This window comes from Streptococcus sanguinis (assembly GCF_020729725.1).
Lineage (GTDB): Bacteria > Bacillota > Bacilli > Lactobacillales > Streptococcaceae > Streptococcus > Streptococcus sanguinis_V.
This window is the reverse complement of record NZ_JAJEPA010000012.1, coordinates 345,354-372,261: the sequence shown is the minus strand read 5'-3', so window position 1 is coordinate 372,261 and position 26,908 is coordinate 345,354. Positions and strand designations below refer to the sequence as shown.

Annotated in this window: 30 protein-coding genes and 1 riboswitch; of the genes, 1 reads left to right on the top strand and 29 read right to left on the bottom strand. The window is 44.5% G+C overall.

Annotated features, from left to right (window positions below):
- Nucleotides 1-14 precede the first annotated feature (14 nt).
- The 24 genes from K4I03_RS07175 to K4I03_RS07060 all read right to left on the bottom strand — a co-directional run bounded on the left by K4I03_RS07175 (nt 15) and on the right by K4I03_RS07060 (nt 21,671).
- A complete protein-coding gene (locus K4I03_RS07175; protein WP_227964271.1) occupies nt 15-1,109 on the bottom strand; it encodes an ethanolamine utilization protein EutH in 1,095 nt (364 codons plus the stop codon).
- 16 nt (nt 1,110-1,125) lie between these two features.
- Complete coding sequence (locus K4I03_RS07170) at nt 1,126-1,407, bottom strand: EutN/CcmL family microcompartment protein (RefSeq protein WP_011836570.1); 282 nt, start codon at nt 1,405-1,407, stop codon at nt 1,126-1,128.
- Nucleotides 1,408-1,421: 14 nt separating this feature from the next.
- The gene (locus K4I03_RS07165) at nt 1,422-2,069 is read right to left on the bottom strand and encodes an ethanolamine utilization protein (RefSeq protein WP_227964269.1); all 648 of its coding nucleotides are present in this window, start codon (nt 2,067-2,069) and stop codon (nt 1,422-1,424) included.
- A gap of 31 nt (nt 2,070-2,100) precedes the next feature.
- Nucleotides 2,101-2,727: an ethanolamine utilization phosphate acetyltransferase EutD gene (eutD, locus tag K4I03_RS07160; protein ID WP_002896361.1), complete on the bottom strand. Its 627-nt coding sequence runs from the start codon at nt 2,725-2,727 to the stop codon at nt 2,101-2,103.
- A gap of 23 nt (nt 2,728-2,750) precedes the next feature.
- Nucleotides 2,751-3,392, bottom strand: coding sequence for a hypothetical protein (locus K4I03_RS07155; RefSeq protein ID WP_227964267.1), 642 nt, complete (start codon nt 3,390-3,392; stop codon nt 2,751-2,753).
- 197 nt (nt 3,393-3,589) lie between these two features.
- On the bottom strand, nt 3,590-3,865 hold the full coding sequence (pduA, locus tag K4I03_RS07150) for a propanediol utilization microcompartment protein PduA (RefSeq protein WP_002896373.1): 276 nt from the start codon (nt 3,863-3,865) through the stop codon (nt 3,590-3,592).
- 55 nt (nt 3,866-3,920) lie between these two features.
- A complete protein-coding gene (gene pduA / locus K4I03_RS07145; protein WP_125352186.1) occupies nt 3,921-4,202 on the bottom strand; it encodes a propanediol utilization microcompartment protein PduA in 282 nt (93 codons plus the stop codon).
- Between the two features lie 34 nt (nt 4,203-4,236).
- Complete coding sequence (locus K4I03_RS07140) at nt 4,237-5,715, bottom strand: acetaldehyde dehydrogenase (acetylating) (protein WP_227964264.1); 1,479 nt, start codon at nt 5,713-5,715, stop codon at nt 4,237-4,239.
- A gap of 6 nt (nt 5,716-5,721) precedes the next feature.
- Nucleotides 5,722-6,285 (bottom strand): BMC domain-containing protein, encoded by a 564-nt coding sequence (locus tag K4I03_RS07135; RefSeq protein WP_002922086.1) that lies wholly within the window; start codon nt 6,283-6,285, stop codon nt 5,722-5,724.
- Nucleotides 6,286-6,300: 15 nt separating this feature from the next.
- A complete protein-coding gene (gene eutL, locus K4I03_RS07130; RefSeq protein ID WP_009659835.1) occupies nt 6,301-6,954 on the bottom strand; it encodes an ethanolamine utilization microcompartment protein EutL in 654 nt (217 codons plus the stop codon).
- A gap of 15 nt (nt 6,955-6,969) precedes the next feature.
- Nucleotides 6,970-7,914, bottom strand: coding sequence for an ethanolamine ammonia-lyase subunit EutC (eutC, locus tag K4I03_RS07125; RefSeq protein ID WP_125381952.1), 945 nt, complete (start codon nt 7,912-7,914; stop codon nt 6,970-6,972).
- A 16-nt stretch (nt 7,915-7,930) separates the two neighbouring features.
- Nucleotides 7,931-9,301 (bottom strand): ethanolamine ammonia-lyase subunit EutB, encoded by a 1,371-nt coding sequence (locus K4I03_RS07120; protein WP_227964261.1) that lies wholly within the window; start codon nt 9,299-9,301, stop codon nt 7,931-7,933.
- Nucleotides 9,302-9,332: 31 nt separating this feature from the next.
- Nucleotides 9,333-10,766 carry an ethanolamine ammonia-lyase reactivating factor EutA gene (gene eutA / locus K4I03_RS07115; RefSeq protein WP_002896385.1) on the bottom strand — a complete coding sequence of 478 codons (1,434 nt, stop codon included), beginning with the start codon at nt 10,764-10,766 and terminating at the stop codon, nt 9,333-9,335.
- Between the two features lie 113 nt (nt 10,767-10,879).
- Nucleotides 10,880-12,316 carry a sensor histidine kinase gene (locus tag K4I03_RS07110; RefSeq protein WP_227964259.1) on the bottom strand — a complete coding sequence of 479 codons (1,437 nt, stop codon included), beginning with the start codon at nt 12,314-12,316 and terminating at the stop codon, nt 10,880-10,882.
- Nucleotides 12,316-12,891, bottom strand: a complete 576-nt coding sequence (locus K4I03_RS07105; protein WP_002902510.1) for an ANTAR domain-containing response regulator — start codon at nt 12,889-12,891, stop codon at nt 12,316-12,318. The genes K4I03_RS07110 and K4I03_RS07105 overlap by 1 nt, the downstream gene beginning before the upstream one ends.
- Nucleotides 12,892-12,915: 24 nt before the next feature.
- Entirely contained in the window at nt 12,916-13,260 is a 345-nt protein-coding gene (locus tag K4I03_RS07100) for a BMC domain-containing protein (RefSeq protein ID WP_002898216.1), read from the bottom strand.
- A 96-nt stretch (nt 13,261-13,356) separates the two neighbouring features.
- Nucleotides 13,357-14,499 (bottom strand): 1-propanol dehydrogenase PduQ, encoded by a 1,143-nt coding sequence (locus tag K4I03_RS07095; protein ID WP_002896393.1) that lies wholly within the window; start codon nt 14,497-14,499, stop codon nt 13,357-13,359.
- Nucleotides 14,500-14,809: 310 nt separating this feature from the next.
- A riboswitch (adenosylcobalamin (AdoCbl) riboswitch) is annotated at nt 14,810-14,958 on the top strand.
- A gap of 260 nt (nt 14,959-15,218) precedes the next feature.
- Nucleotides 15,219-15,818 carry a cob(I)yrinic acid a,c-diamide adenosyltransferase gene (locus K4I03_RS07090; protein WP_002896396.1) on the bottom strand — a complete coding sequence of 200 codons (600 nt, stop codon included), beginning with the start codon at nt 15,816-15,818 and terminating at the stop codon, nt 15,219-15,221.
- A gap of 12 nt (nt 15,819-15,830) precedes the next feature.
- Nucleotides 15,831-16,898: a nicotinate-nucleotide--dimethylbenzimidazole phosphoribosyltransferase gene (cobT, locus tag K4I03_RS07085; protein ID WP_227964250.1), complete on the bottom strand. Its 1,068-nt coding sequence runs from the start codon at nt 16,896-16,898 to the stop codon at nt 15,831-15,833.
- 1 nt (nt 16,899) lies between these two features.
- Entirely contained in the window at nt 16,900-17,766 is an 867-nt protein-coding gene (locus tag K4I03_RS07080; protein ID WP_227964247.1) for a GHMP family kinase ATP-binding protein, read from the bottom strand.
- A complete protein-coding gene (gene cobD / locus K4I03_RS07075; protein WP_227964244.1) occupies nt 17,759-18,853 on the bottom strand; it encodes a threonine-phosphate decarboxylase CobD in 1,095 nt (364 codons plus the stop codon). The genes K4I03_RS07080 and cobD overlap by 8 nt, the downstream gene beginning before the upstream one ends.
- A gap of 63 nt (nt 18,854-18,916) precedes the next feature.
- Entirely contained in the window at nt 18,917-19,351 is a 435-nt protein-coding gene (locus K4I03_RS07070) for a EutP/PduV family microcompartment system protein (protein ID WP_227964243.1), read from the bottom strand.
- A gap of 39 nt (nt 19,352-19,390) precedes the next feature.
- The gene (locus tag K4I03_RS07065; protein WP_227964240.1) at nt 19,391-20,707 is read right to left on the bottom strand and encodes an HAD family hydrolase; all 1,317 of its coding nucleotides are present in this window, start codon (nt 20,705-20,707) and stop codon (nt 19,391-19,393) included.
- Between the two features lie 307 nt (nt 20,708-21,014).
- Nucleotides 21,015-21,671 (bottom strand): lantibiotic ABC transporter permease, encoded by a 657-nt coding sequence (locus K4I03_RS07060; protein ID WP_227964237.1) that lies wholly within the window; start codon nt 21,669-21,671, stop codon nt 21,015-21,017.
- 183 nt (nt 21,672-21,854) lie between these two features.
- On the opposite strand from K4I03_RS07060, the gene queG reads away from it, so the two are divergent.
- The gene (gene queG, locus K4I03_RS07055) at nt 21,855-22,997 is read left to right on the top strand and encodes a tRNA epoxyqueuosine(34) reductase QueG (protein ID WP_227964234.1); all 1,143 of its coding nucleotides are present in this window, start codon (nt 21,855-21,857) and stop codon (nt 22,995-22,997) included.
- 32 nt (nt 22,998-23,029) lie between these two features.
- Here queG and K4I03_RS07050 read toward each other — a convergent pair whose 3' ends face one another.
- From K4I03_RS07050 to K4I03_RS07030, 5 genes are read right to left on the bottom strand one after another with little or no spacing between them, the layout of a single operon-like run.
- On the bottom strand, nt 23,030-23,605 hold the full coding sequence (locus K4I03_RS07050; RefSeq protein ID WP_002901082.1) for a flavin reductase family protein: 576 nt from the start codon (nt 23,603-23,605) through the stop codon (nt 23,030-23,032).
- A 52-nt stretch (nt 23,606-23,657) separates the two neighbouring features.
- The gene (locus K4I03_RS07045; protein ID WP_227964232.1) at nt 23,658-24,368 is read right to left on the bottom strand and encodes an ABC transporter ATP-binding protein; all 711 of its coding nucleotides are present in this window, start codon (nt 24,366-24,368) and stop codon (nt 23,658-23,660) included.
- Entirely contained in the window at nt 24,355-25,146 is a 792-nt protein-coding gene (locus tag K4I03_RS07040) for an ATP-binding cassette domain-containing protein (protein WP_227964225.1), read from the bottom strand. Before K4I03_RS07040 ends, K4I03_RS07045 begins: the two co-directional genes overlap by 14 nt.
- Entirely contained in the window at nt 25,134-25,940 is an 807-nt protein-coding gene (locus K4I03_RS07035) for an ABC transporter permease (protein ID WP_227964223.1), read from the bottom strand. Before K4I03_RS07035 ends, K4I03_RS07040 begins: the two co-directional genes overlap by 13 nt.
- Nucleotides 25,933-26,874 carry an ABC transporter permease gene (locus K4I03_RS07030; RefSeq protein ID WP_227964216.1) on the bottom strand — a complete coding sequence of 314 codons (942 nt, stop codon included), beginning with the start codon at nt 26,872-26,874 and terminating at the stop codon, nt 25,933-25,935. Before K4I03_RS07030 ends, K4I03_RS07035 begins: the two co-directional genes overlap by 8 nt.
- Nucleotides 26,875-26,908: the final 34 nt, after the last annotated feature.

The following is a 26,908-nucleotide window of genomic DNA, read 5'->3' as shown; positions in this document are numbered from 1 at the left end:
TCATACCTCCAAGTCTAAGCTTCCTTCTTCGTTAAGAAGAAAGCCAGTAATACCGCTGTGATACCGCCGACAAATTTACCAATCATCATCGGCACAATCATTTCCGGTTTTTGACCAGCTGTGAAGCCTAGGTGATCTCCAATAACAAAGGAAGCAGATACGGCAAAAGCTACGTTGATAATCTTACCGCGTTTGTCCATATCCTTCATCATCTGGAACATGGCAATGTTATTAGCCAGAGAAGCTACCAAACCAGCTGCACCAACTTCGTTCATACCTAGGGATTTTCCGATAGCAGAAAGTGGTTTGTTGGCTACCTTGGTAAAGACAGCTACCAGACCAAAGGCTCCAGCCAAGGTTACGGCAATCGTTCCGACAACTTCAAAGGCTTCCTTCAGTGTCTCAGCACCTTTTGGATAGATGCTGATGAGCCATTCATTTCCAGTCAGGAGCTGAGCTGCACCAAAGGCCAAACCAAGCGTTGCCAAGATAACAATAATCTGACCAAACACTTCAAAACCTTTGATCATGGCATTAGGTGCCAAAAGCAATCCTACGAAAATCAGAGCAGATACAATGATAATCGGAATAAGATTGACAATCAAGGTTCCAAAAGGCAGACCCGGTACGAAAAGTCCTCCGAGGAGACAGCCAATCGGAACAGTTACTAAACCGTATAAGATTCCACGAGCCAAAAACGGACGGTCATCTTTTTCGATAATACCCAAGGCAACTGGAATCGTAAAGACGATGGTTGGTCCCATCATAGAGCCCAGTACAAAGGCAGCAAAATTTCCTACCGCTGGATCCTGAGCCAGACTGAGAGCCAGAGGAGCTCCTCCCATATCATTGGCAATGAAGGTTGTCGCAAAGATAGACGGGTCAGCGCCCACCAAGCCATACAAAGGCACGACAATCGGTTTCAAGACATCCGCCAAGAGGGGAGCGATTACCATAATCCCAGCCATAGAGAGAGCCAAAGCTCCCATAGCCATGATTCCTTCTTCAAATTTTTCACTTAGTCCTAGTTTGCCACCGATACATTTATCCACTGCACCGATCAGCATGAATAGAACCATGATATAAATGATAATTTCATTGATACTCATAACATTACCTTAGTTTCTAATATTCTTCATCACTGTGATAGTCAACCTTGTCAATGATAGCCACAACAACCATATCCACAGGTATATTTACCTTATTCAGGCTCATACGGGCAGAACTGCCAGTGGTTACCATTACTTGGTCTCCTTCGCCTGCACCGATGCAGTCGGCCACAATAAGCAGAGCTGGGTCACTTTGATGTTCATTTAGCTGCCGTTCGACCACTAAAAATTTCAAACCATTTAAATTTTCGTCTTTTCTAGTCGCCCAAAGGCTTCCTTTTACTTTACCAACAAACATCTCTACCCACTCCTTTATTCTATGATTTCTATTTTTTGACGTTTTAGATAATCTCTCGCCAAGGCTGTCACAATCATTCCTTTTTCTATTTTAAAGCTTCCATTTTCAGGTAAGCCCATTTCTCTCAGTTTTTTCTCTGTCAGCAAAACCGTCTTAATCGGAGCCTTAGCCTTCTGGCTGACTTCTTCTGTCACCGCCCGCTTTTCAGCCGGACGAGGCTCTTCAGCATGATTGCTTTCTAGGAGTGCTAAGAGTTGGCCTTCTTTATAAAATTGCAGACCGTAGCGGATCAGCTTTTCGCGCTGTCCCTGCAGTTCCTGATACAAGTGCACTTTAGAAGATTGCTTGTACTGCTGAATAGCAAAGGCGCTGTCTGACACTAGGACTTTTTTGCCTTTCAAAAGACTCTTTAAAATGACTGCTTCCTCTACCGCTAAAGGGCAAAGGGATGAGAGTCTCAGAAAAGCATCAAAGCCAAGTGTCTCAACAACAATAACCTCTGCTGTGCAAGAATCTTTTACGACTTGAAAGCCTTCCCCTTCTAATAAGTCAGGAATCTTATCGCCTCCAATGACGTATACTGAGGGTTTCTGAGGCTTTTTCTTCAACTTTTCCATCAGGCGGTCTGTAATCAAATCTACCAAATGATCTAGATTTTCCATTCTTTACCTACCTTTTATTTGCTCATAGGACTTATTTTTTAATAATCCGTCCGCGTGTTCCTTTTTTGAAACCACAAGCATTGGCTTCATCGTAGTCAATATGCATATAGGTTGCAAATTTAGGACTAACACGGATGACTACATCATCAAATATCAGCGGACGAGCACCTTCTACTCTGACTTGTACAATCTCGTGATTTTTTACATTCAGACGTTCAGCATCTTCCGGTGTCATATGAACATGACGCTTAGCTACGATCAGGCCCTTATCCAGACAAACTGCCTTGTCTCCATGAGCCAAGATGACACCCGGTGTTCCTTCGATATCGCCACTTTCGCGAATGGGAGCCTTGGTGCCCAGTTGCAAACAGTCTGTCAGGGAAACTTCTACCTGAGAATGTTTGCGAACCGGTCCCAGAATAACCACATTGTGAAAAGCGCCTTTTGGACCGACAACTGTCAGCCTTTCTTGACTAGCGAACTGGCCTGGCTGTGATAGGTCTTTTGCTTTTGTTAATTGATAGTTGGGACCAAACAAGGCTTCCAAATCTTCCTGACTCAAATGGACATGACGTCCGCTCGCCTCTACCTCAAATGACCCCTGCAATTCTTCCTGAACTTTATCAATTACTTTATTTACCAAATTTTCTAAAGTCATTGCTGTTCTTCTTTCTCTTGTTATTAGCTTGCTATCAACCAGAGCAAGACTTCAATTGATTTTAATAATTGAGAAACCTTACAAGCAAATTGATCTCTGTCACCATCAGCAGCCTGCTCCAATTCTTTGCGCAGGAGGGTCGTTTCGATATATGTTTCATAGCAATTCAGCTGCCAAGTCGGCTCCTGATAACTCATCATAACCGTTTCTTGATCGAGCTGTCGACTGACCCGAATGGCCTGCAATTCTGCATTGCTAGGCAGGTCTGTCAGGTAATCAGAAATATCATCCAGAATATGCTGGCCAACGATTTGTTCTACTATGTTCAATAGTTGGCCAACTTGCTCACACTTTTCATCCTCAAAAGCCTGATGCAATTCTCTCTGGTTCTTCAAAAAGCAAGTATAAAGTTTAGTCAGTCTAAATAGTCGTGGATACACAGCAGAGTCCTCAAGGTTTGTAATCGGCACCCTGATAGCATCAGCAGCTGAGTCTATTTTCCCTTTGGTCTGACCTGAACAGACAATTCGAATATGGTGATCATTGAGAAAACCTCTGGCTGCTGGCGTCAGTTTTTCATCTTTGTTTAATTCAAAGACACCGTTATCAGCGAGAACGGATTCTCTATAAAGCTTTCTGATCTTAGCTTCTGTAAAAACTGACATGTATTCACATCCTTCTACTCCGTTGATACTCTGTGAAAATCAATCTGATACTCTTCGAAAATCAACATTTTCGTTTACGTATAGAGCTACTGCCCATAAGCTTCATTTTCACTGAGTATTCTATTTGCCTCAGGGGCCTGTATCAGGCCTAAACGCTATAATGCAGGCCCTTTCAGCAAATATTTATCTGTCCCAGATTATTTGGGCAGAATAACTTCTACTTCAGCATGTGGACGTGGAATTACGTGAACTGAAATCAATTCACCAACGTTTTCAGCTGCAGCTGCTCCAGCATCTGTCGCTGCTTTGACTGCGCCTACATCACCACGAACCATTACAGTTACCAATCCAGCACCGACTTGTTCTTTACCAATCAAAGTTACGTTAGCGGCTTTAACCATTGCATCAGCTGCTTCGATTGCGCCGACGAGTCCTTTTGTTTCTACCATTCCTAATGCATTTGCGTTTGCCATGTTTATTTCCTCCGATTATTTTCTTGTTTTTAAGTTTATACGAAAGTCTGTAATCTTATTCTTGATGAGGCAAGATTACTTCTACTTCAGCATGTGGACGTGGGATTACGTGAACTGAAATCAATTCACCAACGTTTTCAGCTGCAGCTGCTCCAGCATCTGTCGCTGCTTTGACTGCGCCGACATCACCACGAACCAAGACTGTTACCAATCCAGCGCCGACTTGTTCTTTACCAACTAAAGTTACGTTAGCCGCTTTGACCATTGCATCAGCTGCTTCGATTGCGCCGACAAGTCCTCTTGTTTCTACCATTCCTAATGCATTTGTGATTGCCATGATTGTATCCTCCAATTATAATGTTTAATATTGACTATTTTAGTTTTTCCAATACGCGTTGAACCAACAAGGTTACCAGTTCTTCTTCGTTTGATCCGTCAACTGCTACTGCTTTTGGTTCTTCCACTGCCATATTTTCTGCTTGTCGCAGGTCTGACAGTTCTGATGTACCGTAAGCTACACGACGGATATTGAAGAGATTGAGCGGGCTGACATTATCAGATGTCGCGCTGCCACCCACAGCTCCACAACCCAAAGTAAAGGCTGGGAAGAGACCAGTCGTTGCACCGACACCACCCAGAGCTGCTGGCGTATTGATCAGCAGGCGAGATACTGGTTTTTTCAGTGCAAATTCACGAATAATTTCTTCGTTTTGACTGTGAATAGCAAGAGTGTGGCCTGCACCTTCGTGATGCAAGATCTTAATGCTCAGCTCACAAGCTTCCAACCAGTCCTTGACAGTGTAGAAGCCTAAGACTGGAGCCAGTTTTTCCATAGAATATGGATACTGCTTGCCGACGCCTGTTTCTTCTGCAATCAAGACCCGAGCATCTGCTGGAACTGAAATACCAGCTAACTCAGCAATCACCTGAGGTGTTTTACCAACCATCTTCGGATTCATCGCACCACTCGGCTGGATAATGAAGGAGCCCAGTTTCTTAGCATCTTCTGCTGGAACAAAGTAAGCACCTTGTTTCTTGAACTCTGCTACAACCTTTTCCTTCATATCTTCTTCAACGATGATCGACTGCTCAGATGCACAAATCACACCATTGTCAAAGGTTTTAGAATCCAAAATCTGACGAACTGCTTTTGGCACATCTGCTGTTCTTTCGATGAAGGCTGGACCATTACCAGGACCTACACCGATTGCCGGTGTACCAGATGAGTATGCTGCTTTGACCATGGCATTTCCGCCAGTCGCCAAAATCAGATTTGTATCCTTGTGTCGCATCAACTCATTGGTAGCTGCGATGGATACGCGATGAATCGCACTGATGGCACCATCCGGACATCCAGCTGACTTAGCAGCTTTCTTGATGATTTCCACTGTTTCCTCAATACTCTTAAGAGCATTTGGGTGAGGAGAGAAGACGATACTGTTTCCTGCCTTCAAAGCGATCAAAGCCTTATACATAACTGTTGATGTCGGGTTGGTTGATGGAATCAAGCCAGCAATGACGCCGACTGGAACCCCAACTTCCAAGACTTTCTTTTCCTTGTCTTCGCGGAGAACCCCAACAGTTTTCATATCCTTGATTTCTTCAAGAATACCTTTGGAAGCAAGAGCATTTTTCAATACCTTGTCTTCCCAGCGGCCAAAGCCTGTTTCCTGAGCCGCCATTTTGGCTAGGCGTTCACGCTCATCATAACAAGCTTTCGCTACTACTTTTACAATGGTATCAATTTGCTCTTGGCTCATTTTAGCAAGTTCTGCTTGGGCTTTCTTTGCATCCCGAATCAAATTCCTTACTTCCTGAATCGATACCAAATCTTTATCTTCTAAAAACATCCGCAATTACTCCTCTCCTATTGTTTCCATCAAAGTCTCAACGAGAAGTTTCTTGTTGGCAAATTTTATTTCTTTCTTGCTGAGACGGATACCTTCTTGATGATAGGCAAGGCTGCGTAGTTCGACGACTTTTAGTTTTTCCAGTTCTTCTCTGGTGTAGGTCCTTGTCTCTCCTTCAAGCTTCTTTGCTGGTTCAGCCTTAGTTTCCTTTACAGGCTGAGGCTTTTCTTCGATTTTTTCTGAAGGGATTGTTTCCGCCGTAGAAGCAATCTCTTTTTTAGTTGTTTTACTGTTTCTCTTTGGTACAAAGAGAAGGTCTGTCTGATTATCCAGCCTAGAAATTACATGGCTGGCCAGATAGTAAGGTTTATCCTGTACCAACTCAACTGCTGCATCAACCGCTGAGCGGACTGCACTGACATCGCCTATTAATTGAACCGTATTCAAACCAGCTTTGACCGTTTCAATATTAAGCAATGATACATTGGCAGCCTTCAAAGCCGCATCTGCCGCAACTACAGCACCTAGATAACCTTTTACTTCAATTAAACCTAGTGCTCTATCTGCCATTTAATCAACTCCTAATCAATAACTTTTAGGATCATTCGCTACTGCAATGACTGCATTCGCAAATGCATCGCAGGCAGCTCGGCAGGCTGACTGTGATCCGACCAGAAGTCCGCCGGCAAAGTTGGTTTCACTCGGTGGGCCGTAGAAGGCACCAACCTGCACATCTGCCGCTTTCAAAGCCGCATCCAGTGCCACCATAGCTTCACCCGGTGGAGCAATCAAGTAAGCAATCGCTGTTCCTTCTTCTGCATTAGCTCCCTCTGACAGGTAAGAACCCGCACGAGAGATACAATGTGCAAAATAAGGAATGCTGTCATCATCATTGGCACTGTAGAAGCTAGCCCCATTTTCGATTTCATAGACTGCTACATCCAGACCGCTGCGAACTTCTTCTGGGTTTGGACCAGCCAAGATACCGATGACTTCACCAGCCAGCTTAGTTGAAGCGTTGCCTGCACCAGCATACATACTGCGAGCATAGACCACTTCGACATCTGCTGCCTTGGTTGCTTCATCCAAGGCTACATAAGTGACATCATCACAGTCAGAAGTGATAATTCCCAGGCTTCTGTGATGTGGTTTAAGCTCCAAAGAAGCTGCCAAACCTGCATCCACGTTTGAAATCAGAAGGGCACTTAATACATTTGCACCTAATCGATCATTTTTCAAAGCCACTACCTCCTATTATTTCAAATCAATTCCTGATTTCTTATTATCAAGAATCTTCTTAATGATTTCTGCTACATAGGCTCCAGCTTCAACGGCTGGTGTTCCGCCTTTATGAATATTGGAAACAACGGTCCGTTTCGCTTCTGGCATACCAACTGTTGGCTTGTAAGCCAGATAAGCACTCATAGACTCAGCTGTTACCAGACCTGGACGCTCACCGACTAGCATACAGATAACTTCTGCTCCAGTCAGCTCTGCGATTTGGTCCATAGCTGCAACCCGAGCATGCTTGATAAAGAGCACCTCGCCAAAGTCCAGTCCAAACATTTTCAGACCTTGCTTCAGAGCTGGCAGGAAGTCTTTGACGTTAGCCTCAATAGCTGATGAGCTAAGACCGTCACCAACGACAATCTGAACTTTGGCATTAGGTTTGCATTTTTCCTTGATAATAGCCTGCTGATCTTCTGGGAAGACCCGGCCAAAATCTGGACGTGTCAAGTATTCATCTTTAGTTGCTGCCTTAGTCTGTACAGGAATGAAGCCCATTTCCTTGATAAAGTCATCTGAGACATAGGAGAAGACCGCATCCTGAGCTGCCGCATGGTCTGCACGGAAACGCAAAACACTTTGTGTCTTGTAGCGATCGCCTGCCCGCCATAAGCCCAAACGTGCAGGAGTAAATTTCTTAATCTTCCGGTAGGCTTCTTCATTGATGGCATTAGGCACCAAGAACTGCTCCTGAATATCTACTTCCGTTATATCTGGAATGATGCCATCTTCAATCACTGAAGTGTCTTGTTTGACTTCTTCCTGCAGAGAAACTGTAGGTTCAGCTTCTTCCGAAACAGGAGGATTTTCAGCTTTATTTTGTTCAGTTGCTACCGTTTCTTTAGCAGCTGAGGCACCGCCCATCTCATTTAACAATGAGCGAATCATTTCTTTTAATTGCAATTCATCCACAATGATTTCCTCCTTGCTAATTTGATCTCATAAAGATGGAGCCGTCGCCGCCGATTTCTGTCAGGTGGCCATCTTCCATCAAGCCCATCTTTTCCATCCACTCTTCAAATTCCTTGATCGGACGTTTATTGAGAAGTGAACGCATGGTTGCTGTTTCATGGTAACCAGTTGTTTGATAGTTAAGCATGATATCGTCACCATGAGGAATCGCCATGATGTAGTTAACATTAGCTGCTCCGAGAAGAACCAAGAGATTTTCAGCATCGTTTTGGTCAGCCTTCATGTGGTTGGTGTAACAAATATCACACCCCATTGAGATACCGGTCAGTTTGCCCATGAAGTGATCTTCCAAACCAGCACGGATAACCTGCTTAGAATCGTAGAGATACTCAGGTCCGATGAATCCAACAACGGTATTTACCAAGAATGGATCGAAGCGTTTAGCGAAACCATAACAACGAGCTTCCATAGTCACTTGGTCTGCTCCATGGTGAGCGTCAGACGAAAGTTCAGAACCTTGACCTGTTTCAAAGTACATGACATTCGGTCCAGCAGCTGTTCCCACTTTCAGTGCTGTATCCCAAGCTTCCTGAATGATCTTAGCATTAAATCCAAAAGCTTCATTCCCTTTTTCAGATCCGGCGATAGACTGGAAGACCAATCCTGTCGGAGCACCTTGATTCATGGCTTCAATCTGAGTGGTAACGTGAGCTAGCACACAGTGCTGAGTTGGAATCTTGTGCTCTTCAATGAAGTCGTTAAACTTATGCAAGACCCGCTTAACGCTTTCTACTGAATCGTCTACCGGGTTCAAGCCCAAGAGAGCATCCCCACATCCATAAGCAAAACCTTCCATAGTAGACGCCATGATACCGTCTGGATCGTCTGTGGTGTGGTTAGGCTGAAGACGAGAGGAGAATGTTCCTGGCATACCAATCGTTGTATTAGCATGTTTGGTAATGATAATCTTATTGGCAGCGACAATCAAGTCCAAGTTGGTCATCAACTTAGCGACTGCTGCTACCATTTCAGAAGTCAACCCACGAGACAGCCACTGAATGTCTACGTTCTTAGTCTTGTTATCCAAGATCCATTCACGCAGCTCTTCTACTGTCCAATTCTTAATCTTTTCGTAAGTACGAAGATTGACATCATCAATGATAATCCGTGTTACCTCATCTTCTTCATAAGGAACTACTGGATTATTGAACAAATCAGATAATTTCAGCTGAGCTAGTACAACCTTAGCAGCAACGCGCTCTTCGGCAGATTCTGCTGCTACTCCCGCTAGCTGATCCCCTGATTTGTACTCATTGGCTTTGGCTAGCACTTCTTTTACGGATTTAAATTCGTAAAGCCGACCAAACAATTTTGTTTTCAAAATCATGGATTACTTCCTCCTTAGTGTAAATAAAAGTTTAATTAAACACCAATGTTTTCACGACAATTGGTAGGACCGATCCCTCAATGACTGGATTACCAATATCGATATAGTCGCCATTTTGAACATCCACTGAGTCAATGCAGACAAATGGATAATCCTTAGGCAACTGAGCAAAGAGACATTGACCTAGAACCTTGGCCATATCTTCTCTGACCACTACTAGCAGCGGAATTTTCTTTTCAATGCTTTCGCTCATTCCACTGACAATAGCCTCTGCGTATTCCAAAACCCGGGCGAAGCTTGGGCTTTTTTCTCCATTGATTGCCAAAGCCACCTGCTGGACTTCATTTTCCAGTGTGAACCAGGCTACCTTGTCCTTGATAATCTGCTGCAGCCCCTCCTTATCCTCATGCTCATCAGAAGCTGCCAGTTTGAGAACTGGAATGTTCTTAATAGGAAGGATATCGGAGATGTAGGTAATGGTACTGCCGCTGACATCGGTCGTATGGCTGCCGGCTCCAACAACGGTTGCCCGAATGGTCTCAGCTGACTGGATGACCTTCTTTTGTTCAAAAATCTTGGACTTTCTCAGCGCCCTGCCTAGCAGGATACCGATATCCCCATAGCGAAAATCATCCGCCGAGGTCGTTTCCAAGTATATTCCATCAGCTACACCACCAGAGAAAGATACGCAGTGGAGATCATAGTTCAACTTGAGACCGTGGTTGGTCTGTAGAAGCTCATAGTAAGGACTGTGATTGTCAATTCCTACAGACTGTTCTAATACGGAGACCATTTCTTGAATCAGCCGATCCAAATCAGCCCGATGGACCGTTTCACCAACTGCCAGCTGAAGCCCCTGCTCTGCAATGATCGTTTGCAGTTTTGGAGCAATATAGCTAATCCGCTGGGTCTGCGGATCGATTTTTATCAGCCGACCTCCGATATCAAAACATCCTGTATCAATCACATCTCCTTCTCGGAAGGCTGCCAGATTGGAAGTCCCCCCACCAATATCAATATTGACTACTGATGTATGATGCTCTTGAGAATATTGATGGCTGCAGGCCCCTTTACCAGCGATGATACTCTCAAGGTCTGGACCAGCAGTCGCAACAACAAAGTCCCCAGCGTAGCCACTCAGTGCTTGGAGCACCTGACTGGCATTTTCCTTGCGAGCTGTCTCACCAGTAATGATGACTGCTCCCATCTGAATATCTTTTTTCTGAATGCCTGCTTTCGCATACTCATTCAGAACAAAGTTTTTGATCTTATCTACCTCGATCAAAAGTTGATCCGAAATTGGTGTGAAGATAATTTCACTTTTATAAAGAACTTTTTTATCTGTAATATAGACACGAGGAATAGTAAACACAGAAGCAATATTCTCGATGGTAAGCTCTGACAAGATCAGCTGTGTAGTGGCTGTCCCGATATCGAGCCCCACACTCAAAATTTTATCTGACATACTAAAAACCTCCAAAAAAAGACGCTCAAAGCAATGCAAACAAACAGAGTTCATTTACATTCTTCAAGCGTCATTGCTTTTTTCGACTGACATCATTGTTAGTCTGGTAGTATTTATTTTTTAAAACGAATGGTCGTTGCCGTTCCCTCATGGTCTGAGTGGATAGACAAGGTTCCAAACAACTTTCCTTGGACAAAGCGTTCCACCAAGAGCAGGCCTAGATGATTTTCAAAGGTGTGCTCTTGATTGTAACCGCTACCATTATCCAGTACTTTTAAAGTTATTATATCATTTTTAAGTCCAACCTGCAAACGGATTTGCGGTTTTTCTGGATTTTTTTTGTCCTTAAAAGCATGTTCATAGCTGTTCTGCAGTAATTCATTGACGATTAGCGCCAGTGAAGTGGCCCGGCTGCTATCGAGACAGAGTTCCGGTTCCAGACTATAGGTAAGGGTTATTTCCCTATGCCCGGAAAAACAACGCTGAACATTTTCGATAACTCTCTTCAGCAGATGCTCAATCTGAATGCTGTCATCCTGCTGAGAAGACAGGAGCTCGTGAGTCGCCGCTATGGAGAGCACACGATTCATACTATCATTAAGAGCTTTTTTGGTGTCTGCTCCTGGACTTTGCTGAGCCTGTAGTCGCAGCAAGGAAACAACGGTTTGCAAGTTATTCTTTACCCGATGGTTCATTTCACGAATGGTAGTTGTATGGGTTAAGAGCTGTGCTTCCTTTTCCTTGATGTCTGTAATATCCTTACAGATCATGACCACATTTTCACTCTCAGCCAGCAGATAGCGTTTGACCAAAAAGCAATAAGTGCCATAATGTACCTCAACTTGGTGAGGTTTTTCTTGAGGGGCTTGCGGTCCCAGTTGCTGGATTTCTTCAAAAGTCAGACTGTCTAAGACCAGATTGCTGTAGTGCATTCCCTCAATCGAGTCCATATAGCCCAGCTTATGGCGATAAGAATCGGCAGCTGCTTGATTGAAATACTTGAGATAGCCCTGCCGGTCAAAGACCAAACAAGCTTCGTCAATATGATCAAATAAAACAAACTGCTCTTGGGCTGAAATCTCAGGAGTGCTTCGCAACCCAAAACCGTCGTCCTCTTTATCCAAAGAAAAGTGGTCCGGTAAAGTCTGAGGAGCATTTTTTTCGATAATCAGCGTTCCGATGACGCGCTCTTCTCTCACTATCGGAAAGACCGTCTGGTGGATGGCTAAGCCCTCCTGCGATCTGGCCGAAAGCCCAATCGAGGGAGCGCCCGTCTCCAAGGTCCGGATAACACCTGGCTCATTTTCCAGATAAGCCATAGCACCTACGACCGAGTTTTCGTACAAGCTGAGCTTGCTTTCCGGTTTTTTGTGAAAGATGACAATGGCATGTTCCGAAAAGATATTCTTTACGTCAATGAAGACATCTTCATTAGCATAAGCTGAGTTTTTCAATAATTCGTCAGCCTGTTGGACAAGATGCTCTATATCAGCCTCATCCAAATTTGTCTGTTCCTGACAAAGCTGCTTTATCTTATCTTTATACATCATTACACATCATCTTGGAGCACCAGCAATTTAGCAATCTCAATCATCGGCACTCTCTTTTGCATACTAATTGTCCGAATGCGCTTGAAAGCTTCAGGCTCTGACAAATGATCACGAGCCATCAGCAAGCCTTTGGCCTTTTCAATCACAATCCGATCGTCTATTTTTTTCGACAGCTTGACCATTTCATTGGACATCTGCTGTAGCTGGCGGCCCTTCTCAATGCAGACCTCTACCATTGGAATCAAGGACTTGGCATCCAAAGGTTTAACCAAGTAAGCACTAATCCCATTGGTTTTAGCTTTTTGAACATAGTGTTCATCACTGTAGGCTGACAGTAGAATCACACTGTAGGCTAAAGCATCTTCGAGTATCTTCTTACCCGCTGTCAGGCCATCCAGAAGCGGAAGCTTGATGTCCATCATGACCAAGTCACAACGATATTTCTGACACAAATCAATAGCCTCAAAGCCATCGGATGCCTCAGCCACCACTTCATAATCAGCTGCTTCTAATATATTTCGGATATCTAATCTTACAATTGGATCATCATCAACAATTAGTATTCTGCCTTTCATACTTCCCCTCGACAGTTTGATTTTTTATGTCCGCGTTACAACAGTGCTGGAGAAGCCTAAAATCTCTTCCAGACCTTGTAAAACGGCAATGAGAGCTGCCTCAACAGAAGAAACGTCACCTGTCATCACGACAGAGCCGCTGAAACGATCCACAAAACCAACTTGAACATCTGCAGCCTTGGTCGCAATATCAACCGCAATGATAGCCGCTTCACTCGGAGTGATCGTCAAGATTCCAATCGCATCCTTGATTTCTGCCTGCAATCCCAATTTTTCAAAAATGACTTCATCAGGATTAGCGATAAGGTGCGCCAAGGTCACTTGTTTCCCAGGAACGTATTCCTGTATCATTCTTTGTTTTTCTTCCAATTTAGTAAACCTTCTTCATGATTTTAAACCTTCAGAAGTGTACTGCATGCTCTTAATCATTATACAATAATTTTGGCATAACAGCAATTCAGAGGATTAAAACGCTTTCTCTAATACTTTAAGCAGCTCTTCTGCCGTAGGGACACGAGGGTTAGTCGGAGTACAGCCATCATGCAGAGCAGCTTCTGAAATTTCTACCTTGTACTGAGCAAAAGCATCTGCTTTCACACCATATTCTCTTAGAGAAGTTGGCATCTCCAGCTTTCTTTGTAGTTTCTTGATGGCTTCAACCAGCTGTCTCACTCCTGACACAGGGCTTGAAGCACTGCATCCCAGTAGTTTGGCAATATCCTGATAGCGGCTTGCTACAGTCTTGTCTGTCGCCTGCCGGTTCCGATTGTTGAATTCGATACCAGCATTATACTGAATGACATGGGGCATTAAAATACTGTTTAAACGACCATGAGGTACATGAAACTTAGCTCCTGCCGCATGTGCCAGACTGTGATTGATACCCAAAGAAGCTGTGTTAAAGGCCATACCAGCCAGAGTGGATGCTGCATGCATCTTTTCACGCGCTTCTACATCCTGACCATTTTTGTAGGCTTTAGGCAGGTATTCAAAGACCAGCTTGATTGCCTTTTCAGCCAAGGCATCAGAGAAGTCCGTAGCCTTGGTCGATACATAAGCTTCAATGGCATGGGTCAGTACATCCATTCCAGTGTCAGCCGTGATGTTACCAGGAAGTGACAGAACCAAATCCGCATCTAAGATCGCAACATCCGGAAGGATTTCTTTGGTCACTAAAGGATATTTGGTACCTCTCTCTGCATCCGTGATGACAGAAAAGGACGTTACTTCAGATCCAGTTCCGCTTGTTGTAGGAATGGCGATGAGAATAGCCTCTGAGAAGGCACCCTGCTTCTTGGCAAAATAATACATAGCCTTGGAAGCATCAATGGCAGAGCCGCCACCAATAGAAAGCACAATGCTGATTGGCTTGTCTCCTGCACTCTTGATACCAGCTACAACTGTTTCGATTGGCGGATCAGGCACAATATCTGTGAAAACAACAATATCATTGCTGTCATCAAAGTTGGCTAAAATGGCATCCAACGTGCCAGATGTCTTCAAAAAAGGATCGGCAACGACTAAAATATGCTCATTTTTATAATGGCTTAATTGCTGCAGAGCGCCCTTGCCCACATGCAATTCAGTCTTATAGGAAATCTTATACATCTTTTCTCCTTTCTGTTGTATCTATTTTTAAACAAAAAGAAACTATATGAAAATAAGACTGCTCCCCTACACACGTCACAGCATTTTCATATAGCTTCATTGCTTATTTATCTTCAGTACCCCTTTGTACTATATTGAATTATAACACAAAAGCGCTTTCAAAGCAATGAAAAAGTCATTAATATAAGAAATTTTTAGTGCCGCATCTCACAGCAAAGGCAAGTTTATTTGAAGAATTAAATTTTTATTAAAATTTAGTTCATTTTCCTTGTAATTCCCTGTGAAAGGTGTTACAATTTAGTTACTAGGAAATTGATTTTAGTACTTTTAAGGATATGGAAGTCTGGTGCAAATCCAGCGCGGTCCCGCCACTGTGATAAGCTTTTCAGCTTTAAGTCAGGTCTTTATTCTTAAATTTTAGTAGATTTCATGCCTCGATGTAAGGTAGTGATGTCAGTTTGGAACAAACATTTTAGCTTAGTTTCCATTATTGACTCTACGTTTAAGTACGTTAATTTTCTAAAGATGAGGTTTCACTTGTCTTTCTGCAAAGGAGCAGAGTCAATAATTGGAAAGCTAGTGCTAATCAACGAAGCTTAGCATGAAGATACAATGATGTATAGGCGGCTTTCTTTTTTAGAATATCAAAATAAGTTCTGTCCTTCCAAGACTTGGTAAAAGTCAATTTGGAAAGACAGAACTTTTTCTGTTTCTTTTTGTCACTGGCGTTTGCTTGCCCAACGCTCAACATCTGCCTTGGTGATATTGTGGAAGACCTTAGCACCTCTTTCATAGGCGATGTCTTCTTGGTTTTTAGTAAAGTTGATTACTCGAGCCAAGGCAAAGAAGTAATCTGACAGACGGTTGACAAAAATCAGGACATTATTGTTAATTTCTGTAGTCCACATAGCCCCTACGATATGACGCTCTGCCCGTCTTGCAATGGTCCGAGCCACATGAATCATGGAAGCAATCTCGTCACCGCCCGGCAGGATAAACCTTTCCAGAGCCGGTGGAATTTCTGCGTAAGTATCAATCCTCTCCTCAATCCAGTCAATTAGCTGCTGATCAACTTTATAGGGATAAACTCCCTTTGGTGTAGAGAGATCTGAACCACAGTCAAAGAGATAATGCTGCAGCTGGAGCAGCTCATCTCTCAGCTTATCATCCTTGTCTAGCTTGGTAATAGTATAACCAATCCAAGAGTTAAGCTCATCAATGGTTCCGTAAGCATTAACTCGTTCTGCATCCTTGGCGACACTTTGACCGCCAACTAGCTTAGTCAAGCCCTTGTCACCTGTTTTTGTATAGAGTTGCATATTTTTCCTCCTTTAAGTCACATTTTTGCGAATATCAACATAATCTTCTTCTTTCAAGCTGCCTTCAGCAAAGGTTGGCATGTGCTCCATGGTATAGACAGCATTTTCCAGCAGAAAGAAAGCCAAAGGACAGCCCGAGCCTTCACCCAGTCGCATATCCAGCAAAAGCATGGGCTCCAGTCCAAGAAAGTCACTGACCAGTCTGTAAGCAGGCTCCGTCGAAGCATGGGAAGCAAATGCATAATCCAAGACATGAGGGGTCAGCTGATGGGCAATCAGAAGCCCCGTTAGAGAGATAAGACCGTCCACTACACATGGCAGCTGATAGTGGGCACAGGCGAGATGAGTGCCTGCCATCGCCAGCATATCTAGCCCACCAAGCTTAGCGGTCAGATCCAGAATATCTCCATAAGGAGCATGACGATCCAAACACTGCTGGATAACGGCAGTTTTATGAGCCTTCATATCTTGAGTCAGACCAGCTCCATAGCCTGTGACGTCTTCTGCTTTGAGACCGAGAACTGCAGCAATGACAGCAGCCGAGGTAGTGGTGTTGCCAATCCCCATTTCTCCTGTTCCAAAGAGACGATAGCCGTCTTTGATCAAGGCCTCTGTCTTCTTGTAGCCGACTAGAATTGCCGCTATTGCCTGCTCACGAGTCATGGCTGGCTCCTCGAGCATATTACGCGTCCCATGACAAAACTTGTCCTCATTCTCCTCAAAGATATCCTTCTTGCAGCCAATGTCTACCAGACAGATGTCTGAACCTGCATGCTTGGAAATAGCGCACAGGCCTGACTTCCCTGCTAGAATATTGCAAGCAACAGTATAGGTCGTTTCCTGAGGATTGGCAGAAACGCCTTCTGCCACGATGCCATTATCTGCCACGTAGACGAGAACAATCTTCTTCTCCAAATCAATGGGACCAGAAAACATAGCATGCAAGCGAGCATAGATAGTCTCGAGCTTTCCCAAGGAACCCGGCGGCTTTCCTAGCTGATCACAATAGCGCTGGCCTTCTTGAAGCTTATCTTTATCTATCGGAAGAATCTGCTCAATAATTTTTTCTAAGTCTTTCAAACTAGTCTATCTCCTCCCTGACCGGCTGCACCCCTTCAAAAATAATCCTGCTCAAGGTCCGAGTCTGATAATAAGCCCCACTGGCTGAGCGAGCTAGTTCAACCTCTAGCTTGGGCAAGACTTCTAGCTGTTCCTTGCTCAGCAACAAACCAACCAATGTACCACTATGAGCAACATTGAGGCCTAAGCACTGGTGTTCTTTTACCAAAGCCAGTAATTCTTTCAGATAGGGCTTGGGCAGCCGTTGGTTATTCAACAAAGCACTATAGCTCGCCAAATGGCCAATCTTTTCCAGACTCTTCTCCTGACAAGCCGCCTGAAAGAGAGGAAGCAAGCGCTTGGACTCCTCAAGCGGATAGCTAGGACTGTCCTTCATCCGAACCAAGTCAAGAGTAGTCACCATCTCCACAGGCTCCAAGATATAGACATAGAGCTCCGGTCGCCAGTCTGTCTGCCAGACCACTTGACCAGTCAGGGGATTAATGACTGTCCAGTCCGCAAAAGCGACCGAGTCAGTAGGCTCAATCATGGCACAGAGACGCGTCAAATCCGCTGCCTTCAGAGGCTGCTTCAGCCCCAGAGCAGCTGCCTGCAGGCAGCTAACCATATCTGCTGTGCTGCTAGAATAGCCCTTGCTGATGGGCAGGTCTGACTCCTGAACAAAAGAGAAAACATTGGGCTCAGGTAGGAGCTCCAAAGCTCGCCGTACCTTTTCACCTTGAGCTTGCCTTGCGAGAGACGAAGCCCCGTCCAATCTCACTCGACTTCGCTTCTCAATCCCATAGGAGAGCAGAACCTCCTGCTCTCCTACTAAACCTTGAAATAATTCACCGCAGGAACCTGGACAGGACACGATTGCCTTAGTCATAAGGTGCCTCTTTCGCCAAGACCTCTGTCAGACAAGCCAGAAGCTGTTCATTTTCCTGATGGCTGCGGATGGCTATGCGGTAATGCCGGTCTGTCAGATTATGATAATTTTGACAGGAACGGATAAAAATCTTTCTCTGCCGAAGCTCCTGACGCAGGTCCTGCTGCCCCAAATACTCAAAGAAGATATAGTTGACACTAGGCGTGACCGGCCGAATCTGTGAAAATGCAGTCAGTCTTTGAAAAAGGAAGTCTCTTTCTACTCGAAGCCACTGCTTGGTAGCTTGCTGATAAGCCTGATCCTCCAAAAGGACAGGCAGGGCCTGGTCCGCCATAGCATTGACCGACCAAGGAGCGCAGCTCCCCTCTATCTCATCAAAGCAAGTCGGATGACAGCTAAGAGCATAGCCCAATCTCAGACCAGGAATAGCATAAAACTTGGTCAGAGACCTCACCACTACTGCATTTGGATAGGTAGCCAGACATGAGACGAAGCTATAGTCCTCCTCATCGTCCAGAAAGTCCATAAAAGCCTCATCCAATATCAAAAAGATTTGCCGCTCCTGCAAGTAGTCAGCTAGCTTTTCTAACTCAGTACGCCGAATCAAGGTACCCGTCGGATTATTGGGATTGCAGATGAGTACAGCGTCTCCTGCAGTCAGTGAATCCAAGGCTGGCATCATATCAGCTAGATTCCATTCATAGGATGGGGAAGGTAGGCTAAAGCGCTCCACCTTGGCCTGTACTTGCAAGAAGGCTTTCTCATATTCCATGAAAGTAGGGCTCAGAGTCAGGACTTTCTTTGGACGCAGGAAGCGGGCCAGCTCATAAAAGACTTCTACCGCACCATTTGCCAGCAGGACATTGTCCTTTTCTAGGCCATGGTGATGTGCCAGAAGCTCTCTAGAGCGGCTGTAGCTGATGTCTGGATAATGAACCAGCCAATCAATGGACTCGGTCAGACAAGCCCTCAGCCGCGGAGAAATCCCCAAAGGGTTGATATTGGCACTGAAATCCAGACAGTCTTCTAGAGAAAAACCAAATTCCTCAGCCAAAGCTGCCGCATTTCCACCGTGCTCTACTTTCATAAATAGACATTCCTTCCTCGTTTCCTTGTTAGAATCTAGTATACCATATTCGGCTTTTCATCCCTAGTCTGACTCCAGATAAGCCTGGAGACGGTCAATTCCTTCATTTTCCGTCGCTGATATTTCAAAAATTTCCTTGGCTCCAGCTGCTTTCAGCTGCCGCCGTGCTTTTTCAATCTGCTCTTCCTTATCAGCCATATCAATCTTGGTGACAATGCCAATCACTTCTTTATTGAAGAGGGAAGAAAATCCTTGAGGAAAGGTCTGCATCTGATTGGAAGCCGCCACCAAGAGGCCAATCACATCAGCTTCTGTTGCTGTCACGTTCAGAGCATTATAATACTTACGATGCTGGAGAAATTCTCCAGGCGTGTCAATGATGGCATCATAGAACTCAATAGCCTGAGTCTTAAAGTAGCTTAGCTCCAAGCCTTTCAGTCGCTGGGTCAGAGTGGTCTTACCCACTCCGACTGGACCGACAAACATGATTTTTTTCATATTTTGCATCCATTCCTCTCTATGACAGGAGACTGCCTGCTATCTGCTTAGCTGGGCTTCCTTACTATCTAGTTTGATAGTTTCCCTGCCGTTGAGCAGTACACCTTTATTTTCATCGCGGCCTTGCAGGTAGTAAAGGGCATCTTCCTGACCGTAAGTTTCAATTGCCTTAGTTTGCAAAAGACCGATTCCCTTGCTAGGATCTCTCAAAAGATTGAAGATAATACCCATTTGCAGTTTAGGGAAGTCCTTGAGCATAGCATAGTCGCCATTACTGTCACCGGCAATCAGGATTGGTTCTTGATTGTCATGATTGACAGCAATTAGCTTCTTGATGGTTTCTGTCTTGCCCTCACCCTGAGTCTGAACATAGTTGGTATCGTATTCTGGCTGAATCACACCCTTATCATCCTTTTTCAGGCGCATAGCAGTAACATTTTCTTTAGGAATATTGTAGCCATACTTAGAATTGCTAGCATAAGGGATAATCACATCGATATAAGACGCTGAGCAGATATAGACATCAATGCCGTTAGCCATCAGAGTCTTATAGAGATTTTGCATTTCCTTGACTGAGCGAACACCACGCTTGAAGGTCACAGTGATTTGGCCTGACTCACCTTTCAAGCCTTCTGGACTTTCCCAAGTTTCAGAAGTTAGCTTGTCTTGAAGAGCCTGGTCAATAGACTTTTCAGATAGGGCTTGAACTTCTTCAGAAGTCATACCTGCATAGAGGTAGGTCACCCATGGATAGCTGATGTCAGAGCTGAAGGTGTCACCAATCGCTTCGTAAAGATAGCGGAGTTTAGCAGCAAAGTCTTGGTATTCATCGGTCTTTTTGACTTCTTCCAGAGACTTGTCTCCTTGCATTCCCTTATAGCTATTGTAAATAGCCGTGTAGTCAGAAAGCAAGTCAGCTGCAATCTTGTCAATGTTCACTGGTTCACCATCTTTGTTATGGTAATCCTCAACGAAATCGTCACTCGGTATATTGGTCCGCACTGCTTGGTCAAATTCTTCCGGCGTCATCTTAAAGGCCAGATTTTCAATTTGATAGGTAAAGGTTGCTTCGCCAATATCGTTAATGACTGTCGTATTGTCCCAGTCAAAGACGGCATAAGGTTTTTTATTTTTATCATAGCTAGAGCTGGTGTTCCCATTCTCCTTGATGAGCTTAGTCAGACGGGCATAAAGCTTGTCTTCCCAGACGCCCTTATCCAAAGTCTTAGCCTTGTCCTTATCTGTTGTCTCCGTCTTAGCCGAGGATGACTCCGTCGTCGTCTTATTATTCCCCGCTTGACAAGCTCCCAGAAGCAAAGCCAAACTACAAAGCAGCACAATTCCTTTTGTCCGCATAGAAACAATCCTCCATAAAAAAATAATAGTGCGCAAAAAAATGGCATAGAAAACCCCTTTGATTCTGAAACACTCGCTTCATTGCGATCAAATCAGGCTTCCTTGCCATTTTCTATACTGTTATTATATTATAAACTATCTGGCAGACTTTGTCAATGAAGCGCTTTCAATTTTGTAAAAAAATAAAGGCAGAGAAAAATTATTTCTCTGCCTTACTGATTAAAATGCATATACTCTAATCTTCTCAATCAATGTGTTAGAGGAAACCTAACGTATTCAAGACTAGACAGACAATCCCCCTTTAATTCTACAATTTTTCAGGCACTTGATTTCTCCAGCCAGTGAAAACTTGTGCATAGCCCAATAGATACAAGGGCGTCAATGCGATGCTCAAGCCTACCAAGGCAATAATCATATAGATTCCTGACAGCATAAACAAGCGAGTGATGACTGCTACTGCTGCTGACAAGCAGCACAGGACGATGGCGTGAATCTGCAAAATATTGATTTTTTGTTTCTGTTCAAAATATCTCAATTTTGAAACGATCACCATCTGATAGAGCAAATTAATCAACTGATAAGACAAGCTGAGTATGATAAAAATCATAAAAAATGCTAAGTGGTTCTCACCAAAAAAGATGGAGCCCCAAAACAGCAACTCAAAATGAAGAAATAGGTAAGAGCTGGTCGGAATGAGCTGCAAGGCTTTGGTATCAAAAAACTTTTGGAACAATAAGAAGGCTAGCAACAAGATAGCGATGTGCCCAATAGTAAACTGCATGACCATCATGCTCCGCTCATGCATCTCACCGCGTAAGAAAATAGAAACGATAAATACCAGTAAGATAAAAAATAACTCAATTAAACCAGCCTTATAAAAATCTAAGTTTCTGATTGGATTACAATCCGTAACAAGAACATTCAAAAATTCATAATATCTCTTTTTCATTTTGTAAACTCCCATTGTTTAACTTTATAAAATTTCCCCTAAACTTTGCGGAATTTTCTATAAAAAAATTCCACATTTCATTATATCATACAGTATATAGGCTAAGGAAGTCTTATAAAACTATAGGTATAGCTCTATAGGATAATTCCCTTTCTCAATCATTCGCCAAGTTGGCATTTTTCCGCTATAATAATAAGGATGAACATCAAAGAAGAAATTATTAACTTAGCAAAAGAAATTGGGATTTCTAAGATTGGCTTTACGACAGCGGATGATTTCGACTATCTGGAGAAATCACTGCTCTCGGCTGTAGACGAAGGGCGAAATTCAGGATTTGAACACAAGAATATTGAGGAACGAATCAAGCCCAAGCTGAGTCTGGCTTCAGCCAAGACTATCATCTCTATCGCAGTCGCCTACCCCCACAAGCTCAAGCAGCAGCCTCAGAAAACGGCCTACAAACGGGGGAAATTCACCCCTAACAGCTGGGGGCTGGACTACCACTATGTCCTACAGGACAAGCTGGACCGGCTTGCCAAGGGAATTGAGGAACTGACCGCTGATTTTGAGTACAAGGGCATGGTGGACACGGGCGCCTTGGTCGATACCGCCGTAGCCCAAAGAGCAGGAATCGGCTTTATCGGCAAGAACGGCTTGGTCATCTCCAAGGAATTTGGCTCCTATATGTTTTTGGGAGAGCTAATCACCAATCTGGACATCGAGCCTGATCAGCCTGTCGACTACGGATGCGGAGACTGCAATCGCTGCGTGACAGCCTGCCCTACTTCCTGCCTGATTGGCGATGGCAGCATGGATGCCAAGCGTTGTCTATCCTTTCAGACTCAGGACAAGGGCGTCATGGATCTGGAATTTCGCAAGAAGATTAAAACAGTCATCTATGGCTGTGATATCTGCCAAATCTGCTGTCCTTATAATAAAGGCTTGGACAATCCGCTCGCAACAGAGATTGACCCCGACCTTTCTCATCCAGAGCTCCTGCCTTTCTTGGAGCTTTCCAACGGTCAGTTTAAGGAGAAATTCGGTCATGTGGCTGGCAGCTGGCGGGGGAAAAACATCCTGCAGCGCAATGCCATTATCGCTCTGGCAAATGCCAATGACCGCTCTGCCATTCCTAAAATGCTGGAAATTATTGACAAGGGGCAAAATCCCATTCATGTCGCTACAGCTATCTGGGCTCTGTGTCAGCTGGTGCGTGAGGTCCATCCGGAAATGATAGAACTGGTTATGAACGTCAAAAATCCAACTCCGCAAATCCAAGAAGAGCAAGGCCGTTTCCTAGAGAAATTTGGCCTAGAAGAAAAACTTGTGTTAGAAAACTAAACCGCTGAGACCTAAATATCTCAGCGGTTTCTTTATTTTTCTTCTTGTTTTCGGATTTCTTTAATGATGGATCCCATCTTGACTGACTCGTCGCTGAAATAGCGGTAAAGCCGGCCATCTCCGTCTCCCATGTAGCTGATAGGAGAAAAGCGGTCGCTGCGGAAAGCGTCATTCTCATCAATCAAGTCTTCATCTACCACGCGCCGAGTGACACGGGCGATGACATTGGTCAAGGCACCGCATTCGACCATATCCAGCACCTGACACTCAATGGATACAGGGCATTGGTCTACAAGCGGAGCATCCACGGTCTCGCCGATTGTGTAGCTAAGACCAGTCAGGGCAAACTTGTCCTTGCGGCTGTTGAAGCCAGCAATTTCAGACTCTTTGGTCAAATCCTTCTCTGGGACATTGACTGTGAATTGCTGGTGTTTGGTAATCTCTGTAATGGCATTTCCCTTGGTACGCATGGCAATAACCATCATACTGCCCAAGGAATAAACAGAGCTTGAAGTCGAAATATTATAACCGTGGACATCGTCCTTATAGCCTAAAAAGAAGACGGGAAAGCCGAAGTAAAGTTTTCTTGTTTCAAAAGTACGTTTCATATATGTTCCTTTATTTTTAATTTTAAAATAGTTTAGCTGGCTGGGACATGCATCAGCTAAAATGTCCCTTGTCGCCTATCAACTTTTTTGTCACAGGGTGATGAGCCTGGATAGGAAGCTCAAAGTCCTTTATCTCGTCAACAATTTCCCCGTCTGCCATGACCAAAATCCGATGACAAAGAGCATAGCTCAACTTGAAGTCATGCGAGATGAAAAGATAGGTCAGCTGGTATTTCTCCCACAAATCATATAGGAGGAGTAATAACCTGCCTTGAACAATGGGATCCAGACCGCTCAGAGCCTCATCAAAGATAAGAACATCTGGCTTTAAGAGCAGGCCCCGGGCGATGCAAATCCGTTGGAGCTGGCCGCCACTGAGCTGGCGCGCTGGCTGATTCAGATAGCTTTTATCCAGACCGACGTCTTCTAGAATGGCTTCTATCTCTTCTCTAGAGATATCTTTTGGCAGGGCCTCTGTCAAGACCTGATCGACTGTAAAGTTAGGATTTACTGAATGGAGCGAGTCTTGAAAAACCAGTAGAATTCTCACGCCAGACTTTTTGACTGAGTAGGGCAGGCCATCCAGTAAGACCTGGCCTTGACTAGGCTTTTCTAGACCAATCAGCAATTTAGCCAGCGTGCTCTTGCCACTGCCGCTCTCGCCCATCAGACCGATCATTTCACCTTTCTGGACGGAGAAGTTACAGTCTTTGACAACCGTTTTGCCATCGAATTTTTTAAAAACATGTCTACATTCCAGCATCTTGTCTCACCAACCGTTCGTATGGATTCCCTAAGATAAGGTCTTGGCTATAGGCCTGCGAAGGACTTTCGAGGAGCTTAGCAACCGGCCCTTCCTCCATGATAGCCCCCTGATACATGACAAGCATCTTGCCTCCCAGCTCTCGCGCCAAATGATAATCATGGGTCACCGTGATGAGGGTCTTGCCTTTAGCTAACTGCTCCTTTAAGATGAGAATAATCTGCTCGCGATTGTGGATATCTAGCGCCGAAGTAGGCTCATCCAAAATAATAGTCTCTGGCTCTAGGCAAAGCAAGATAGCCAGCATGACACGCTGCAGCATACCGCCGCTGAGCTCAAAAGGATATTTCTTCAAAAGCTCTTCCGGCTCTCCCAGTCTGACTTCTTTCATAGAAGCTATGGCCTTAGCCAGACAAGCGCTCTTTGAAATCTTGCTATGGCTGCGCAGGGTTTCCCAAAAATGGCTTTGAATGGTCTGAAAGGGATTGAACATAGCCATCGGATTTTGTGACATATAGGCCACTTTCCTCCCCCGCAGCTGCTGCCAGTCCTTGAGAGAGTTGCGCTCTAGGGACATAGTGCCATAGCGAACTTCTCCTTGCATGCTCAAGGATGAAGGCAGCTGGCCAATCAATATCTTGGTTAAGAGGGTTTTACCAGAACCACTCTCCCCAATGATGACCAGAGACTGCCCCGCCTCCACTTCAAAGCTGATATCCTGCAGTATGGTCTTTCCCTCAATCTGAGCTGTCAGTTGCTTTACTGCTATTTTTTCCATATCTGTTTCCAGCCTTTCTCTTCAAAGCATTCGGCAAATAGATTAAAGGCGACCACAGTCAGAAAGATAGCCAGTCCGGGCGCCAGCATCATCCAAGTTGCCGTTTGAAAATGGCTTCTAGCATCATGCAGCATCATGCCCCACTCGGTAATGTTGGGCTGGACACCGATTCCCAGAAAGGAAAAGCCAGAAATCATGAGAATAATATTCCCAATATTCATCAGCACAATAATCAAAATAGGCTTGTAGATAAAGGGCAGGATATGAGTTTTGAGAATATGAATCTGAGAGAGTCCCATGGTCTGGGCAGAAATGACGTAAGCTTCCTCTTTGGCACTCTTGACCAGATTGGCTGTCACCCTTGCATAATAGACCCACTCTATGATGACAATGGCTAGAATCATATTGGTCATTCCCTGTCCCAATATCCCAACAGTAGCTAGCGATAGCAGGAAGCTAGGAAAGGCGGAAATAACATTTGCAAACCATAAGAAGGTGGCTTCCGCCTTTCCTTGGTACCACCCAATCAGCAAGCCGACTGTCACACCGATGACCACTTCCAGCAGACTGATGGTCAAGGATAAAAAGAGGGAATAACGAGCCCCGTGCAGCAGACGAGACAAGACGTCTCTGCCTAGCTGATCGGTTCCCAGCAGGTGAACAGTATCAGGCGGCATCAGTTTATTTGAAATCTCTACGTGCTGGGGATCAAAAGAAGATAGATAGGGTGCAAAGAGAGCGCAGATGAGCAGAGCAAGCAAAATGACACTTGAAAAAATAAATCGCTTAGACATTGCTCCTCCTTTTTCTGACTCTAGGGTCGATCCAAACTGGCAGCTGCTGGGTTAGAACGTTATTTCCCAAGAATAATAGGCCAAATAAAAGCATGCAGCACTGAATAATGGGCAGATCCACAGCCTGCAGCGCATCTACAAAGAGGGAGCCGACACCATTCCAGGAGAAGACTTCTTCGACAATCAAGGAGCCTGTCAGGAGATAGACCAAGGTCAGGCTCAGGCCTGTCGCAATGGCTGGCAGGGAATTTCTCAAGAGATGATTTTTGACTAGGAAGAACTTGCTGACTCCGCGCAGGAGAGCATTTTCGACATGGACACTATTCATCTGCTCCAGCACAGCCTTGCGAATCAAAGCGGTATATTGGCCAATCAATGACATGCTTAGGGTCAGACTAGGAAGAATCAAGCTGCTAAAATCCTGCTTGCCCGAAACTGGCAGCCATCTGAGCTGAACAGCAAAAACTACAATCAGCATGTAACCTAGCCAAAAGCTGGGCATGGAAACACTGGAAAAGGATAGAAAGCGAGTGACCTTATCAAAGAGAGAATCCTTGTAGATCGCACTAAATATTCCCAAAGGAATGGATGTAAGCAAAATGAGCGCAAAGGATGTCAAGCCCAGAGAAAGAGTCGACTGGAAACGTTCCAACACCAAGGGCAGGACAGGAACCTTTAATAGATAAGACGTTCCAAAATCCCCACGAAGGGCCTTAGTCAGCCAACCTAGATACTGCTGGGGCCAAGGTTGATTGAGGCCCAGATATTCTCTGGCTTTTTCCAAGGATTGAGGAGTCACTTGAATCTTAGATACCCTTAAATAATTTTCTGCTTGATCAGCCGAGGATAGCTTGGCCAAGAGAAAGGTCAATACTGATATCATCAACAGGGCAGCTAGGAAAGAAACTATTTTTTTTAATAAATCTTTTTTCATAGTCCTTAAAAGAAAAGGGTCGGCTGATAAGCTT

Excerpts from the sequence above, each read along its gene's own strand:
- K4I03_RS07175 (WP_227964271.1), bottom strand. The coding sequence starts at position 1,109 with ATGAGTATCAATGAAATTATCATTTATATCATGGTTCTATTCATGCTG.
- K4I03_RS07170 (WP_011836570.1), bottom strand. The coding sequence starts at position 1,407 with ATGTTTGTTGGTAAAGTAAAAGGAAGCCTTTGGGCGACTAGAAAAGAC.
- K4I03_RS07165 (WP_227964269.1), bottom strand. The coding sequence starts at position 2,069 with ATGGAAAATCTAGATCATTTGGTAGATTTGATTACAGACCGCCTGATG.
- eutD (WP_002896361.1), bottom strand. The coding sequence starts at position 2,727 with ATGACTTTAGAAAATTTGGTAAATAAAGTAATTGATAAAGTTCAGGAA.
- K4I03_RS07155 (WP_227964267.1), bottom strand. The coding sequence starts at position 3,392 with ATGTCAGTTTTTACAGAAGCTAAGATCAGAAAGCTTTATAGAGAATCC.
- pduA (WP_002896373.1), bottom strand. The coding sequence starts at position 3,865 with ATGGCAAACGCAAATGCATTAGGAATGGTAGAAACAAAAGGACTCGTC.
- pduA (WP_125352186.1), bottom strand. The coding sequence starts at position 4,202 with ATGGCAATCACAAATGCATTAGGAATGGTAGAAACAAGAGGACTTGTC.
- K4I03_RS07140 (WP_227964264.1), bottom strand. The coding sequence starts at position 5,715 with ATGTTTTTAGAAGATAAAGATTTGGTATCGATTCAGGAAGTAAGGAAT.
- K4I03_RS07135 (WP_002922086.1), bottom strand. The coding sequence starts at position 6,285 with ATGGCAGATAGAGCACTAGGTTTAATTGAAGTAAAAGGTTATCTAGGT.
- K4I03_RS07120 (WP_227964261.1), bottom strand. The coding sequence starts at position 9,301 with ATGATTTTGAAAACAAAATTGTTTGGTCGGCTTTACGAATTTAAATCC.
- eutA (WP_002896385.1), bottom strand. The coding sequence starts at position 10,766 with ATGTCAGATAAAATTTTGAGTGTGGGGCTCGATATCGGGACAGCCACT.
- K4I03_RS07110 (WP_227964259.1), bottom strand. The coding sequence starts at position 12,316 with ATGATGTATAAAGATAAGATAAAGCAGCTTTGTCAGGAACAGACAAAT.
- K4I03_RS07105 (WP_002902510.1), bottom strand. The coding sequence starts at position 12,891 with ATGAAAGGCAGAATACTAATTGTTGATGATGATCCAATTGTAAGATTA.
- K4I03_RS07095 (WP_002896393.1), bottom strand. The coding sequence starts at position 14,499 with ATGTATAAGATTTCCTATAAGACTGAATTGCATGTGGGCAAGGGCGCT.
- K4I03_RS07090 (WP_002896396.1), bottom strand. The coding sequence starts at position 15,818 with ATGCAACTCTATACAAAAACAGGTGACAAGGGCTTGACTAAGCTAGTT.
- K4I03_RS07080 (WP_227964247.1), bottom strand. The coding sequence starts at position 17,766 with ATGACTAAGGCAATCGTGTCCTGTCCAGGTTCCTGCGGTGAATTATTT.
- cobD (WP_227964244.1), bottom strand. The coding sequence starts at position 18,853 with ATGAAAGTAGAGCACGGTGGAAATGCGGCAGCTTTGGCTGAGGAATTT.
- K4I03_RS07070 (WP_227964243.1), bottom strand. The coding sequence starts at position 19,351 with ATGAAAAAAATCATGTTTGTCGGTCCAGTCGGAGTGGGTAAGACCACT.
- K4I03_RS07065 (WP_227964240.1), bottom strand. The coding sequence starts at position 20,707 with ATGCGGACAAAAGGAATTGTGCTGCTTTGTAGTTTGGCTTTGCTTCTG.
- K4I03_RS07060 (WP_227964237.1), bottom strand. The coding sequence starts at position 21,671 with ATGGGAGTTTACAAAATGAAAAAGAGATATTATGAATTTTTGAATGTT.
- queG (WP_227964234.1), top strand. The coding sequence starts at position 21,855 with ATGAACATCAAAGAAGAAATTATTAACTTAGCAAAAGAAATTGGGATT.
- K4I03_RS07050 (WP_002901082.1), bottom strand. The coding sequence starts at position 23,605 with ATGAAACGTACTTTTGAAACAAGAAAACTTTACTTCGGCTTTCCCGTC.
- K4I03_RS07045 (WP_227964232.1), bottom strand. The coding sequence starts at position 24,368 with ATGCTGGAATGTAGACATGTTTTTAAAAAATTCGATGGCAAAACGGTT.
- K4I03_RS07040 (WP_227964225.1), bottom strand. The coding sequence starts at position 25,146 with ATGGAAAAAATAGCAGTAAAGCAACTGACAGCTCAGATTGAGGGAAAG.
- K4I03_RS07035 (WP_227964223.1), bottom strand. The coding sequence starts at position 25,940 with ATGTCTAAGCGATTTATTTTTTCAAGTGTCATTTTGCTTGCTCTGCTC.
- K4I03_RS07030 (WP_227964216.1), bottom strand. The coding sequence starts at position 26,874 with ATGAAAAAAGATTTATTAAAAAAAATAGTTTCTTTCCTAGCTGCCCTG.